Source organism: Sphingobacterium bovisgrunnientis, from assembly GCF_009829085.1.
Taxonomy (GTDB): Bacteria; Bacteroidota; Bacteroidia; order Sphingobacteriales; family Sphingobacteriaceae; genus Sphingobacterium; species Sphingobacterium bovisgrunnientis.
The window spans coordinates 1-14,357 of sequence record NZ_WUQY01000016.1; the positions used below are offsets into that span (position 1 = coordinate 1).

Below are 14,357 nucleotides of genomic sequence, written 5' to 3' on the forward strand. Positions count from 1 at the left end.
TATTAATCATTGCATTTATGCTAATTATGTGTATTTCATTGGCGGGATTTTATTCTTCGTATCTGAAATATTTTCCTGATTTTAGTAAATTTCCATTACTTATTCATATACATTTTTTGGCTTTTGTCGTTTGGTTTGGCGTACTAATCGCACAACCAATTCTTATCAAAAAGAGGAATTACAATTTACACCGCATCATTGGTAAAGCAGGATATATCTTGATACCTATTCTAGTGATTACTATAGTCTTTATGGTGTTACATCAGGTGAAAATTATATACCTAAAAAAGCCAGAATTGGCATCATTAACAGCTTTTGTAGGTTTCATCGATGTAATATCCATACTAGTTTATTATAGTATTGCAATGATTAACAGAAAAAATATAAGATGGCACGTAGCCTTTATTATTGCTTGTTCCTTAGTTATTTTAAATCCTGGATTATCGCGCTTACTTAATCCTTTAAAACCAGGATTAGGTATAATGGTAGCAGTTATTTTACCGATTATGGTAAGCGTCTCTATCTTAATTTATGAAAAGCTTAAATATAAATATAGTATCATAAAAAGTCCATATCTACTGTTTCTTTGCTGCTGGATAATTGAAGTTCTACTACTTTTTACAATTCCCAAAACAGAAGTTTGGAAAGTGTTTGTCCAGACAATTGCAAGTTAGAAAAAATTTTACCCGATAAAACGGCATATATTACAACAAAAGAAATTCAAATTTTCCCAACTAAATATAATCATCTACTCACAGCAATTAATTGCTAAAATGCTAATAGTATTTAGGTTTATATTGTTAAATTTGAAATATTCAATCTTAAAAGTAACAAATTAGCATAATGAGTGTAGATTTAAACACTTTGCCAATCGATTCTATACAAGCAAAGGCAAGAATCAAGGATGTGGTGACAAGGACTCCTTTGCAATACAATATACATTTGTCCGAAAGATATGGTGCGGATATTTATCTAAAAAGAGAAGATCTACAAGTTGTACGATCGTACAAATTGCGTGGCGCTTTCAACAAAATATCTTCCTTATCCGCAGAACAACGTGCAGCGGGTGTAGTCTGTGCAAGTGCTGGAAACCATGCGCAAGGTGTAGCGTTATCGTGCAAAAGATTAGACATCAAAGGTGTCATCTTTATGCCTGGTCCGACACCTCGTCAGAAAATAACCCAAACAGAAATGTGGGGCAATGGCAACATTGAAATCATCTTGACAGGAGATACTTTTGACGATTGTCAAAAAGCAGCTTTAGATTATTGTGCGCAATATAATATGACGTTCATCCCTCCTTTCGATGATTTAGAAATCATTGAAGGACAAGGAACAGTCGCTGTTGAAATTTTGGAAGATCTTGCAGATGTGGATGCTATCATCTTACCTATCGGTGGTGGTGGTTTATCTTCAGGCGTGAGTTATCACATGCGCAAATACTCACCTACCACTAAATTGTATGGCGTAGAGCCCGAAGGTGCGCCTTCGATGCAAGCTGCTTTAGCAAATGGCGGCCCAATTGAACTAGAACAAATCAACAAATTTGTGGATGGTGCTGCAGTAAAGAAAATAGGTCAATTGACGTATGATATCAGTTCTCAATTATTGGATTCTGTCAAATCTATTCCCGAAGGAAAAATCTGTACGACAATATTAGAATTGTACAACAAAGATGCTATCGTAGCAGAGCCGGCTGGCGCTTTGGCAATTGCTGCATTGGAATTCCACAAAGAAGAAATTAAAGGAAAGAAAGTAGTTTGTGTAGTGTCTGGAGGTAATAACGACATCGATCGTATGAGCGAGATAAAAGAAATGTCGTTGCTTTACGAAGGTTTCAAACACTACTTTATTGTACGCTTTCCGCAAAGACCAGGTGCTTTACGTTTGTTAGTGACTGAGGTTTTAGGTCCAAAAGATGATATTACGCGTTTTGAATATATCAAGAAAACTGAACGTGAACGCGGTCCTGCGTTAATCGGAATTGAGTTGAATAGTCCAAAAGATTATATTCCATTCATTGAACGCTTAAAAGCTTACAAATTCGATTTCATCGAAATTAATAAAGACCAAACATTATTTGAATATTTGGTGTAAAAAACTATGCTACAAATGTTTAAGCTCAGGAAATCCTGAGCTTTTTTTGTTATATTCATACACCATTAGTCTATGAATGAACAATTTAGTTTTTCAGACGTTATAAATAGGTAGAAGCTTATAAACTAAACTATTTAGCTATGAAAAATAAAATTACGACAGCCCAAGACAAGAGTAGAAATAAAGAAATGGGGAATCCGACTTCCGACAAACAATTTATGGATACTAAAACGATGAAGAGACATCAAGGATTACCGAATCTGGGTGCAAGAAGAAATAGTTCGCAAAGAGATAACAATTCCACAAATAACGAATAAATCAACTATTATGAAATCAAAATTAAGCATATTGGCAATTATCATTGCCTTTATTTCGACGAGTTTCGTCTTTGCACAACAAGACAAAACCAAGCGACCTAGCCCTGCAGATTCAGTGCATGTCACTACGGCAGATGGTGTCCACATTACCATTCATTACAGCAAACCTTCATTGAAAGGACGTCAATTGGGCGTTGACCTTGCCAAATTCGGGGAAGTATGGCGCACAGGCGCCAATGAAATTACTTCAATTGCATTTGATAAGGATGTATTGGTTGAAGGTCAAGCATTGCCAAAAGGCAAGTACGGTCTTTGGACTATTCCAGGGCAAACCGAAACAACGGTTATTTTTAGTAAAAAGTCAGAAGGTTGGGGAGTAAGATATACAGATCAAGACGATCAGTTGCGTGTGAAAGTTAAAAATTCGAAAGGTAAATCTTCGGTAGAACAGTTTACCATTTCGGTTGATCCTGCTGGAAAAATAAATTTAGCGTGGGGAGAAATGATAATCCCTATAACAGTAAAAATTGCAAAATAGCCTTTGCAGTAATTAAAGAGAGAATGGCTGGAAAATTTCCAGCCATTCTTAATTTTATGTTACTTCCCTTTCAAATATTTCTCTAAGAACTGGTCTTGCTCCCACAACAAATGGAATATATTTTCTTTTGCGGCGTAACCGTGCGATTCGCGTGGTAAAATTACCATACGAACAGGCGCACCAAGATTTTTCAAAGCTTGGAAATATCGTTCTGTCTGCATGGTAAAAGTTCCTGGATTATTATCTGCCGCACCATGTGTCAACAACATTGGTGTTTTCATTTTATTTGCACTCATAAAAGGAGACATTGTCATATACAATTGCGGATCATCCCAAAAGTTGCGTTGCTCCGATTGGAAACCAAAAGGCGTCAATGTACGATTGTACGCACCTGAACGCGCAATACCCGCTGCAAATAAATTAGAATTTGATAACAAATGAGCTGTCATAAAAGCACCATAAGAATGGCCTCCAACAGCAACTTTTTTACTATCAATATAACCTAACTCATCCACTGCATTAATCGCAGCCTCTGCATTCGCTACCAACTGTGGAATAAATGTATCGTTTGGTTCAGCTTTTCCCTCTCCTACTATCGGGAACGCAGCATTATCCAAAACAGCATAACCTTTGGTCACCCAATAAATAAATGAACCATAACTCGGAAAAGTAAATTCCTTTGGATTAGCTGTACTCTGTCCCGCGGTTGTCTTATCTTTATATTCACGCGGATAAGCCCAAATCAAGAGTGGCAATTTTTCCTTTTTCGTAAATTCATATCCAGCTGGCAAATACAACGTACCTGACAATTCCACACCGTCATTGCGCTTGTAGTTCAACACTTCCTTGTGAACCGCCTCTAAACTTTTAAAAGGATTTTCGATCGCTGTAACAGCTTTTTGTTTACCTGATTTAATGTTCTTTGTATAATAATTCGGGTATTGCTTTGCTGACTGCAAAGAAATTAAAATATCTCCTTTTGTAATATCAATTACTTCGGCTATGCGTTCTTGCAAATCTGAAGAGGGCGCTGTATAAATTCGCTTTTTCTTTAAGGTCTTTAAATCCAATTCATCAATAAAAGGAAACTCCCCCTCTTTGGTATGACCCGCTCCTACCCAATACGTTTTATCCTTATTAAGGAACATACTAAAAGTTCCGAATTGGTTTCTTTCACGGTGTACAGCTCCTGGATGTGAATACACATCTTGACTGTTTCGGTCAATTAATAATCTTGCATCTCCTGTTGTTGGATTTAACACGAAAGATTTAGAATTACGTGTATCATACCAACTTGAAGACACCAACGCATACGTATCGTTACCCCAAATAATTCCAGCAAAACGATCTTTAACTTTTGTCAATGATTTTGGTTCAGCAGAGAATGGATACTCCCAAGTAAATAATTCATCTCTAAAATCAGCAGGCTTGCTGGCATCTCCTCCATCCAATGCTTGCACGAAAAATAAAGTATTCGGCTTATCCGCACGCCAAGTTAACATACGCTTGCCTGGTCGCGTTGAAGAAAATCCTTTAGGCATGATTTCCATGAGTGGTGTCTCATTTACTTTTTGTTCCAACGAACCATCTATAGCATACACATTCGCTTCCTGCGGAAATGAATTGTAGGCAACAACGTATGAAAAAGGCTTTTTGAGTTTCGAAACTAAAACATACTTTCCATCTGGAGAGACATTAGCCTGGGTGTACAAGTCAGCAGACAAAAATTTGGTTTGCTGTCCCTGCAAATCAATCCAATACAATTCCGCTGTCGCTAAAGAAACAAAATCTTGCTCATCTTGCGGATTTTTCAACAAATCTTGATATGTTCTCAATTGTGAAACTTTACCTTCACTCGTAGATACAACAGGGCCAGTAGGCAGATCTTTGCTGTGATCGATTAGAGCTGGTCTATTAGCGGGAGATTTACTAATTAGAAATCCTTGTGAATTGCGTAACCATTGATAAGGATCATTCAATACAGCATTCAGATCATAATCTGTCAGTTGCTTTGCACTTTTAGCAGCGATGTCCAATAACCAAAGTGAAACCCCAGAATCATTGGTATGCGTGAAAGCAATGTATTTGCTATCCAATGAAAATGAAATATTTGAAATCAAGGCATTCGCTGGTAAGCCTGCAATATCATATTCTTTCCCATCTTGCGCTGAGCGAATTCGAATATTATGGAAATAATTTTCTGTACTCGAAATTCTGGTTTTTGCATTGATACGCAATCCTGCCAGTCGGATTTCCTCTTGTCCCAATTCCTCCAAAGTCTTGTAAGTAGGTCTATAACTTAATAACACCCAAGATTTATCTGGACTTAAACTCACGGATGGAGGACGTTGAAAATCCGCCAAAGCAAGAATTTCAGAAGAAGGTTTTTGAAAAGTAATGCTTTCTTGTGCGAATACATTTGTACCGAGGAATAGCAAAAAATAAATAGATAGTTTTTTCATAATTTTATAAAAATGGAATCGTTGAAATGATATTTAATGAATAAGTACATTTGAATTATCATTTTCAAAATCTTGGTAGATTATGGTGTAAAAATATAGTAAATAAAGGACAGACTAGCTAATAAAATTTATTTTTTTACAATGAAATTTTATTCGAAAAGCGTTGCTAAATTTTGTTAATAATTCCAATTTTTAAAGTTATCCACACCCAATTAATGCTGGTTAACAGGGTTTTGCAAATAAAACAACTCTACTAACGCAGTTTTAGATTCCGAGATGTGGATAATGTGGAAAAGTATAACTACCGCTTGGAACCAAAATATATGATATTTGTTAAAGGATCGCAGAAACTCATCTGCTATCGCAGCGTTTATTTACAAACTTCAGTAATATTTTATCCAAGTCAGTAAAATTTGGATACGAATTACTATCAAACTTAATATACAACATGGCAAGAATCATTAAATTCGAAAAAAACGATTGTGCACCATGCGCACAAGTGTCGGCGTACTTAGATAACAAAGGTATTTCGTATGAAACGATCAATCCATTTGATGAGCCAGAGTTGGCAGTTAAGTTTAAAGTACGTACGGTGCCTACAGTAATTGTATTGGATGGTGAAGAAGTGAAACACCGTATCATCGGATTCAAACCTGAAGAATTAGAGACGGCTGTATCAGAATAGAATATTTATCATTAGAACTACCTATCTATGGTATTATATTACGACACAAAAACAGGAAATGTACAACGCTTTATTGATAAAGTCGTACAGATTACTGGATGGACAGCGATTCGCATACAAAAAGATATGCATATCGAGGAGGAAGGTCACTTAGTCACCTTTACGACTAATTTTGGTCAGATTCCTGAGATAACAGAAGATTTTGCATCGAAAAATAGCACAAAACTATTTTCTGTAACTTCCAGCGGCAACCGCAATTGGGGCAGAAATTTTGGTGTGGCGGGCGATAAAGTAGCTGCATTATTCGAAATTCCGTTGGCTTTTAAATTTGAGCTTTCGGGAACAATGGAAGACATTAATCAATTTATAGACATAATTAAGAATCAATATTATGATAGCAAACGAGGTAGCAAAAAACTGGATATTGCTTAATAACGAAATCATGATCAAACATGAGGACGAGTACAGCTTGCACAAAGACAAGGAAGCTGTTCGTGCTTATTTCTTGGAGTACGTGAATAAGAATACAGTGTTCTTTTACACGCTTAAAGAAAAGGTTGATTATCTTATTGAGCACAATTATTACATCAATTTCTACGAATGGTTTACATTTGAAGAAATGGAACAAGTTTACAAATATGTAGGCGCAAAAAAATTCCGTTTTGCATCTTTTATGGCTGCTTTCAAATTCTTCCAAAGTTATGCACTTCGTGATGACTCAGGTGAGAAATTCTTAGAGCGCTATGAAGATCGCGTTGTTGCTGTTTCGCTATTTTTAGCTAGAGAAGAAGGTGTACAAAAAGCTATCGAGTACGCCGAAATTATGATCAATCAAGAATATCAGCCTGCTACCCCGACATTCTTGAATGCTGGTAAAAAACGTTCTGGTGAATTGGTTTCCTGTTTCTTAGATGAAATCGGTGACAACTTGAATGGTATTGGTTATGCGGTAGATTCAGCAATGAAATTATCATCTATCGGTGGTGGTGTTTCATTCAATATTTCTAAAATTCGTGCACGTGGCGAAGCTATCAAAGGCGTAGACGGTCGCGCAGGAGGTGTTCTTCCAATCATGAAAATCATGGAAGATACATTCTCGTATGCCAACCAATTGGGTCAACGTCCTGGTGCTGGAGCAGTGTACTTAAATATTTTCCACTCGGACATCGAAGAATTCTTAGACTGTAAGAAAATCAACGTGGACGAGAAAGTACGTATAAAATCGCTTTCTATCGGTATCATCGTTCCGGATAAATTCATGGAATTGGCTGAAAAAGATGAGCCTTGCTACTTGATCTATCCACATACAGTATACCAAGAATACGGTCAATATTTGGATGAAATGGACATGGATCAATGGTATGATGAATTGATTACCAACGCAAATGTGAAGAAAAAGAAAGTCAATGCACGTCACTTGTTAGTGAAAATAGCACAGACTCAAAAAGAATCTGGCTATCCATATATTTTCTTCAAAGAGAATACCAACCGTGCCCATGCGTTGAATGGAATTGGTAAAGTAAAATTCTCTAACCTTTGTACAGAGATCATGCAAGTGTCTGAAGTATCAGATATTGAAATCTACGGTAAAGAAGATCAAATCCGTTATGGTATCTCATGTAACTTAGGTTCATTGAACATTGCCACGGTAATGGACAATAAGCGTATCAAAGAATCTGTGAAAACAGCGATGCGCGCACTTACTGTTGTATCTGACGTGACTGATATCGCCATGGTTCCTTCTATCGCTAAAGCAAACAGAGAACTACACTCTGTAGGTTTAGGAGCCATGAATTTACACGGTTACTTAGCGAAAAGCTTTATCATGTATGAATCTCGTGAAGCCTTGGATTTTGCGAATACATTCTTTATGATGATGAACTATTACTCTTTAGAAGCTTCAATGGAGATTGCTAAAGAGCGCGGACGTACTTTCGTAGGATTCGAAAAATCTGACTACGCTTCAGGAGCATATTTTGACAAATACTTAGAAAGAGATTATTTGCCTCAAACGGATAAAGTAAAAGAATTGTTTGAGGGTGTACACGTACCTACAATCGAGGATTGGAACAACTTAAAAGCACAAGTACAAGAGCACGGCATCTACCACGCGTACCGCTTGGCTATTGCTCCTAATCAATCGACATCATACATTATGAATGCTACAGCATCTGTAATGCCTATCGTAGACATCATCGAAGTACGTGAATACGGAGATAGTACGACCTACTACCCTATGCCTTACTTGACAAATGATAATTATTTCTACTTCAAGTCAGCATACGATATGGATCAAATGAAAGTGTTGAAATTGATTTCTGTTATCCAACGCCACATCGACCAAGGTGTTTCGACTATTCTTCACACGAATTCAAAAGATTCAACACGTGACTTGGCGAAATATTATATCTATGCGCACAAATTGGGCTTGAAATCATTGTACTACACACGTACACGCAAGTCTTCGATCGATGAGTGTATCTCATGTTCGGCATAACCTAAAATTTTATACATCATATGAATAAGCTAAATCTTTAGCTTATTCATATTTTACTTTTTACTTTTAATTTTTTGACTTCAAATAATGAGTAAGCAATATACAGCAGTAAACTGGAATACACCTGATAATGATTACGCTTTAATGTTTTGGGAACAAAATATTAAGCAATTCTGGATTGATACCGAATACATTCCTTCCAAAGATATTGACAGTTGGAAAGGTTTAAGCTGGGACATGAAAGAATGTTACAAAAAAGCGCTTGGCGGATTGACTTTATTGGATACACTTCAAAGTCACACAGGTATGCCAAAGATCATTGATCATATCTCTTCTTTACAAAATAAAGCGGTATTGTCTTACATGTGTATGATGGAAGCTATCCACGCAAAGTCATATTCTACGATCTTCTCTACCGTATCGACTACCAATGAGATTAATGACGTATTTGGTTGGGTATCGCAAAATAAATTCTTACAATTCAAAGCTTCGACGATTGACACGTATTATCGCGCTATTGATAAAGAAAATCCTACGGATGAAGAATTATTCATGGCATTAGGTGCTTCCGTATTGTTAGAATCGTTCTTATTTTACTCAGGGTTTTTCTTGCCATTATGGTTATGTGGTCAAGGACAAATGGTAGCATCTGCGGATATTATCAAAAAAATCGTAGCTGACGAATCTATCCACGGTGTGTTCGTGGGTTTAATTGCCCAAGAAGTTTTTGCTAAATTGCCAAACAAAGAGGAAGTAAAAGCGAAGTTCTTGAAATTGTTGAATGACCTTTACGAAAACGAAGTAAAATATACAGAAGAATTGTATACGGTAGTTGGCTTGACAGCTGAAGTAAAAGAATACGTGCGTTACAATGGTAACAAAGCGTTGATGAACTTAGGTTTTGAACCAATATTCGAAGTGAAGCAAGTCAATCCAATCGTATTGAACGGGTTGAATACGGAGACAACACAACATGATTTCTTCTCTAAGAAATCTACCAACTACGAAAAAGCAACTGAAATTGTCCACTTAATGCACGATGATTTCGAAATGGATGCTTCTGTAGATATTTAAGAAATTATATTCAATAAAGCGATTTTTAACTCCCTTTCAGAAATACTGGCAGGGAGTTTTTTTTACTTGAAAATTAAAATTTTATAAAAAAATAGCTAACTTACATTTCAATACAGAAACTAAAGTCCACTAATTTACAATCCTAATGAAAGGTCTACTATTTACATTATCTCTTATTGCATTCATAACTTTAAATAGTTGCGAAAAAACAAGTACCTCAACTCCAGAACCCGAGCCCGAACCAGTTGGTCCATCAAATAATTGGGATAGATCTGCAGAGGCTTATTTAAAAGATTCGACTCTTTATTTCACAAAATTATTCTCATTGTGGCAAAATAACATTGTCCCTACTAATATTAATGATCTACTGGATTCTGTAAAAGTTAGAAACATCACAAAAAATTATGAGAAAGCTGAGAATGTTTTAGATTATCTGATCGGCATGACACCTAAAGATGCTTTAGGAAAACCTATCGACAGATTTAGTTTCCTGGATAGACAAGGCGTAGTAAGTGAAGAAATACAAAATGCACGATCGACGAGTTATGGTATATATGTCTTCTATTTGCAGACTCAAGAAACAGCCCAAAACAATGCGGATTTATATATCCGAATGGTTGATTTAAATTCATCAGCGTATTTGGCAGGTTTGCGCAGAGGTGATCGTATCCTAAGTATCGATGGAAATACAAAAATCGATTACAATACGCAAAGAGCACAAAACTTTAAAGGCATCAATGATGCATTAAATTCAGAGTCCATGAAAGTGAAGTGGAGAACTCCTGGCGGTCAAGAGTTTGAGAAAACGATAAATAGCGTACAATATTCCATCAATCCTATCTTATCATCGTGGGTAAAAGATATTGACAATAATAAGGTTGGTTATTTCGCTTTCAGTTCGTTTTTAAGTATTGTGAACGATAAAAACGCACCAACTCCTTTACAAACCGACTTTGAGAAGCTATTTGCTTCTTTTGAATCACAAGGGGTAAAGCATTTGATTGTAGATTTGAGATATAATGGTGGTGGTTCTACACTAACTGCTGAATATTTAGCTAATAAAATTGTCCCAAGCACTGCAACTGGTAAAAGAATGTATTACTACAAACTCAACTCATTTCTTGAGCAGGATAAAGAATTTATGAAAGGATTTGCTCCTGTGGATTTCAGTAAAAAAGGTAATCTAGCTCTTTCCAAAGTTTATTTCTTAGTGACAAGTTCGTCTGCATCAGCAAGTGAATTACTTATTAATTCTCTAAAACCTTATATGGATGTACAAGTAGTAGGTTCAGAAAACACATATGGTAAACCAGTAGGATTTTGGGGTTATTCAATTGGCAAAGAAGCTGCTGCTGCAGATCTTTATGCGACCTCATTCCAAATGTTCAATGCGGCTAATTTTGGAGACTATTACAATGGTTTGGCTCCAAACAAAATAACTAAAGAAAATTTCTTCAAAGACTTTGGAGATGTAGAAGAGGGATTTATTGCAGAAGCAATTTCCCATATTAAAACTGGAGCCTATTCAACGGGTACACGTTCTGCAATGACCGCAAAAGATTTACAACGTGTGAATAACACACATCTCATAAAATCTATCGAGAGCAATAGAGCAAGTGATCTGGGAATGTTTAAATTCAAAAGTGAATCCTTAAAACTAAAATAATCAATAGGAAATTATTCAAAGCGCGGACTTAAAAATTTAAGTCCGCGCTTTATTATTATAAATCTATTATTTCCGAATCTTTTACTTCAACCTTCGTCCAATATTTATTGTATTTTTCAATGGCATCCAAGTGAATAGGATGTACTTCATAAACATTGATTGCGTCCAAATCATCATACGTTACCGTAATGCTGTAAGAGAATGAATTGTCAACGACTGGTCGTGGATTAGTAGGTGCCGGCTTTCCAACGATGAAAGTTTTAATGCCAGGAATAGTTTTTAATGCGCGGAAAAAGTTTAAAAAATCTTTTTCTTCATCTGCTGTAATATCCTCTTTAAGCCAAAAATAGACTTGATGAATAATATTACCAGCTGCACTGCTGTTCGCTACATCCGCTTTTTCGTCTTTGGAATTGTTAGCTGTACAAGATGCCAACAAACTTGTTGACAAACCTGCGATACCAGCGCCAAGAAAGAATCTTCTTTTCATAAGGATTTTGTTAGGTAGTTCATTTCCAGCAAGATACTAAAAAAAATATTTTAACCCAGTAGATCTGAAAGTTTTGATAAATCTTTTATTAAAAATTTGGCATTCGACAAACGATTAATTTCTGTTTCATGCTTCGTTACCGCAACACAATTTAATCCTGCTGCCGTTGCCGCAGTATATCCCGTGATCGTATCTTCAATAGCAATTATTTCCGCTGTAGCCAAGCCTAATTTCTGTATTGCTAATAGATAAGGTTCGGGATTCGGTTTGGGATTCTCAACTGATTCCCTAGTAACAAAAAACTCAAAATAATCTAATAGTTGGTGATGACCTAATACAGTATCAACAGTCGTCTTGTAACTCGATGTCACTAAAGCAATACGTAGTCCTTTACTTTTTAATAAATCTAGTATTTCCTTAGCATGAGGCATCAATCGTATCGTCGTCATATCCGCCTTCGCATAATTAGCTCGGGTCGATGTCCACATGAATTCCTGCGTGGTATCAATACCGAATTTCTCTTTTAGAAAGGCAACATTCCGAACAAGTGTATGGCCAGCAAAATCACGAATCCAATCTTCGTAAGTAATATCTAAATTAAATTGTTCGAACAATATTGGAGACCAATTGCTAAAATAAAAGTATTCGGAATCAATTAATGTGCCATCCAAATCAAATAATACGGCTTTTACGGGAGATAATTTCATAGCACAAAGGTCGGAATTTATGTCGTGGAACACTAAAGCTTCATCGTTATATTGTTGTAAAAAAGCCTTTCCGATTCGGAAAGGCTGTAAAATGATTAATAATAACCTTCGTTTTGTTTAAGTGTTCCTCCACTACGATCGATTTCGGTCTGTGGTATCGGGAAATAATCATTGTGTGGATTGTATACTAATCCTCTAAAGAAAGGAATATATGTCCCCTCAAAGGTAGAATAGGTTTCAAGTACACTCTTTGCTATACCCCAACGCACTAAGTCAAAAAAGCGGTGACCTTCCATTGCCAGTTCCAGTCTACGTTCCATTCTAACTGCTTTACGTGCATAATCTTGACTTGAGAAATTAGGATAGGGCTTCACTTGGTAATTTGCCACAGGTTGACCATTAACCATTTTTGCTGGAAGTTTAGCTGCACGGTTACGTACGGCATTCACATAGGTTAGCGCTGTTTGTAGATCATTTAATTCTATCGCACATTCAGCTGCCATTAAATAAACATCAGCTAAACGCATTATGTTGACATCCAAACCCGTAATATAACTTTCTCCTGCTACAGCATTGTTCCCAAATTGACTTTCCTTAATCATAGTTTTTATACCTACGAAAGGGCCTGCATCAGGTTGTAAATACCCCTCAGATTTACGTATCCAAGCATCACCAGGCATTATTCCGTAATCTAAAAATGGAACGCCACGTCTACCTACCGTATAGTCCAAGCGAGGATCCACTCGCAGCGTCACATCCAACTTATAACTTTCTTTTTGAGCTGCCGTAAGGCCATAATCAGACACGTAAGGACTTGTTCTGTATTCGCCATCCAAATAAGGTAAACCATTTGCATCTACTCGATAAGCATTCACTAAATCTATTGTAGGTTGATAAAAACCACAACAACTTACGGGAGCAGCATAAATACCACTCAGCATATCACCTACATTCGCATTATCCGCTGATCCATTAGGGTTTATAGCATGTTTAGATACCAATAATGCCTCTGGACCATCTTCTTTTTCTACATCAAAATTATCCTCAAATGGCATGTTCGTTAGATCTTTGCCTGCAATAACCTCTTTAAATAATGGCAAGGCCAAATCAAATTTCTTTTGGTATAAATATAATTTTCCCAAATACGCTTTAGCAATATTTTTGTCCATTCTCCCAGCCTCACCCTTTATTTTTGTGAGTGGTAGATTGTCGGCTGCAAATTTTACATCTTCTATAATTTTGTCATAGATATCTGTATCATTTGGCTTAGTCTTCGATTCTTCTAATGTCACTGTTTCATCGATCCACGGTAAATTGCGGAAGACACGCCACATAAAGAAATAATAATGTGCACGTAACATCCTTGCCTCAGCTTGAATTTCTAACGCACGTGCGTCGGATATTTCTTTGTTTCCTTCTTGATCCTGCTTTAACACTTTTAATGTTGTATTAGATCGTAAAACTCCTTCAAAATAAACCTGCCACATCGTAGTCAAGTTATCATTTGCAGGATTAGGGTTCATCTTCTCAAGGAGATTCATATTCGGCTGATCTGTTTCTTCAGAACCTTTATGCGCATTATCAGAAGTTATTTCTCCAAATACCCATTGACTCGGTGCTGCCGCATAATTACCCCATGATCCACTTACATTACCATTCATAATACTGTAAGCTCCAAGTAAAACCGCTTCAATTCCCTCACCATTTAATATTTGACCTTCGCCTAATTGGCCTTGTGGTGTTTTTTCTAAAAAATCTTTTCCACAACTATTTAATAATAGCCCTGTGGCTAAACAGGCTATATATATCAATCGCATTTTCATA

The 14,357-nt window shown here is 36.5% G+C and carries 13 protein-coding genes; 9 read left to right on the plus strand and 4 right to left on the minus strand.

What is annotated here, in order from left to right; all coding sequences use genetic code 11:
- From GOQ16_RS09210 to GOQ16_RS09225, 4 genes are all read left to right on the plus strand, one after another.
- The coding region (locus tag GOQ16_RS09210; RefSeq protein ID WP_204987458.1) for a hypothetical protein at nt 1–674 on the plus strand (674 nt) is incomplete at its 5' end.
- 169 nt (nt 675–843) lie between these two features.
- Nucleotides 844–2,097, plus strand: coding sequence for a threonine ammonia-lyase IlvA (gene ilvA, locus GOQ16_RS09215; RefSeq protein ID WP_160069018.1), 1,254 nt, complete (start codon nt 844–846; stop codon nt 2,095–2,097).
- Between the two features lie 140 nt (nt 2,098–2,237).
- Nucleotides 2,238–2,414 carry a hypothetical protein gene (locus GOQ16_RS09220; protein ID WP_160069019.1) on the plus strand — a complete coding sequence of 59 codons (177 nt, stop codon included), beginning with the start codon at nt 2,238–2,240 and terminating at the stop codon, nt 2,412–2,414.
- A 10-nt stretch (nt 2,415–2,424) separates the two neighbouring features.
- Entirely contained in the window at nt 2,425–2,952 is a 528-nt protein-coding gene (locus GOQ16_RS09225; RefSeq protein ID WP_160069020.1) for a DUF2911 domain-containing protein, read from the plus strand.
- A 59-nt stretch (nt 2,953–3,011) separates the two neighbouring features.
- Here GOQ16_RS09225 and GOQ16_RS09230 read toward each other — a convergent pair whose 3' ends face one another.
- Nucleotides 3,012–5,414, minus strand: coding sequence for an alpha/beta hydrolase family protein (locus GOQ16_RS09230; RefSeq protein WP_160069021.1), 2,403 nt, complete (start codon nt 5,412–5,414; stop codon nt 3,012–3,014).
- Between the two features lie 448 nt (nt 5,415–5,862).
- Here GOQ16_RS09230 and GOQ16_RS09235 point away from each other — a divergent pair, with 448 nt between their 5' ends.
- The 5 genes from GOQ16_RS09235 to GOQ16_RS09255 all read left to right on the plus strand — a co-directional run bounded on the left by GOQ16_RS09235 (nt 5,863) and on the right by GOQ16_RS09255 (nt 11,336).
- Nucleotides 5,863–6,099: a glutaredoxin family protein gene (locus GOQ16_RS09235; protein WP_149913789.1), complete on the plus strand. Its 237-nt coding sequence runs from the start codon at nt 5,863–5,865 to the stop codon at nt 6,097–6,099.
- A 27-nt stretch (nt 6,100–6,126) separates the two neighbouring features.
- Nucleotides 6,127–6,531, plus strand: a complete 405-nt coding sequence (nrdI, locus tag GOQ16_RS09240; protein ID WP_160069022.1) for a class Ib ribonucleoside-diphosphate reductase assembly flavoprotein NrdI — start codon at nt 6,127–6,129, stop codon at nt 6,529–6,531.
- On the plus strand, nt 6,491–8,596 hold the full coding sequence (gene nrdE / locus GOQ16_RS09245; RefSeq protein ID WP_160069023.1) for a class 1b ribonucleoside-diphosphate reductase subunit alpha: 2,106 nt from the start codon (nt 6,491–6,493) through the stop codon (nt 8,594–8,596). The genes nrdI and nrdE overlap by 41 nt, the downstream gene beginning before the upstream one ends.
- Nucleotides 8,597–8,683: 87 nt before the next feature.
- Complete coding sequence (nrdF, locus tag GOQ16_RS09250; protein ID WP_160069024.1) at nt 8,684–9,670, plus strand: class 1b ribonucleoside-diphosphate reductase subunit beta; 987 nt, start codon at nt 8,684–8,686, stop codon at nt 9,668–9,670.
- 145 nt (nt 9,671–9,815) lie between these two features.
- Nucleotides 9,816–11,336, plus strand: coding sequence for a S41 family peptidase (locus GOQ16_RS09255; RefSeq protein WP_160069025.1), 1,521 nt, complete (start codon nt 9,816–9,818; stop codon nt 11,334–11,336).
- Nucleotides 11,337–11,391: 55 nt separating this feature from the next.
- Here the strand turns inward: GOQ16_RS09255 and GOQ16_RS09260 are convergent, their stop codons facing one another.
- From GOQ16_RS09260 to GOQ16_RS09270, 3 genes are all read right to left on the minus strand, one after another.
- The gene (locus tag GOQ16_RS09260; protein ID WP_160069026.1) at nt 11,392–11,826 is read right to left on the minus strand and encodes a Dabb family protein; all 435 of its coding nucleotides are present in this window, start codon (nt 11,824–11,826) and stop codon (nt 11,392–11,394) included.
- Between the two features lie 50 nt (nt 11,827–11,876).
- A complete protein-coding gene (locus GOQ16_RS09265; protein WP_160069027.1) occupies nt 11,877–12,533 on the minus strand; it encodes an HAD family hydrolase in 657 nt (218 codons plus the stop codon).
- A 95-nt stretch (nt 12,534–12,628) separates the two neighbouring features.
- Nucleotides 12,629–14,350, minus strand: coding sequence for a RagB/SusD family nutrient uptake outer membrane protein (locus GOQ16_RS09270; RefSeq protein WP_240140992.1), 1,722 nt, complete (start codon nt 14,348–14,350; stop codon nt 12,629–12,631).
- Between the last annotated feature and the right edge of the window lie 7 nt (nt 14,351–14,357).

Coding starts and splice junctions, on each gene's coding strand:
- ilvA (WP_160069018.1), top strand. CDS start 844: ATGAGTGTAGATTTAAACACTTTGCCAATCGATTCTATACAAGCAAAG.
- GOQ16_RS09220 (WP_160069019.1), top strand. CDS start 2,238: ATGAAAAATAAAATTACGACAGCCCAAGACAAGAGTAGAAATAAAGAA.
- GOQ16_RS09225 (WP_160069020.1), top strand. CDS start 2,425: ATGAAATCAAAATTAAGCATATTGGCAATTATCATTGCCTTTATTTCG.
- GOQ16_RS09230 (WP_160069021.1), bottom strand. CDS start 5,414: ATGAAAAAACTATCTATTTATTTTTTGCTATTCCTCGGTACAAATGTA.
- GOQ16_RS09235 (WP_149913789.1), top strand. CDS start 5,863: ATGGCAAGAATCATTAAATTCGAAAAAAACGATTGTGCACCATGCGCA.
- nrdI (WP_160069022.1), top strand. CDS start 6,127: ATGGTATTATATTACGACACAAAAACAGGAAATGTACAACGCTTTATT.
- nrdE (WP_160069023.1), top strand. CDS start 6,491: ATGATAGCAAACGAGGTAGCAAAAAACTGGATATTGCTTAATAACGAA.
- nrdF (WP_160069024.1), top strand. CDS start 8,684: ATGAGTAAGCAATATACAGCAGTAAACTGGAATACACCTGATAATGAT.
- GOQ16_RS09255 (WP_160069025.1), top strand. CDS start 9,816: ATGAAAGGTCTACTATTTACATTATCTCTTATTGCATTCATAACTTTA.
- GOQ16_RS09260 (WP_160069026.1), bottom strand. CDS start 11,826: ATGAAAAGAAGATTCTTTCTTGGCGCTGGTATCGCAGGTTTGTCAACA.
- GOQ16_RS09265 (WP_160069027.1), bottom strand. CDS start 12,533: ATGAAATTATCTCCCGTAAAAGCCGTATTATTTGATTTGGATGGCACA.
- GOQ16_RS09270 (WP_240140992.1), bottom strand. CDS start 14,350: ATGCGATTGATATATATAGCCTGTTTAGCCACAGGGCTATTATTAAAT.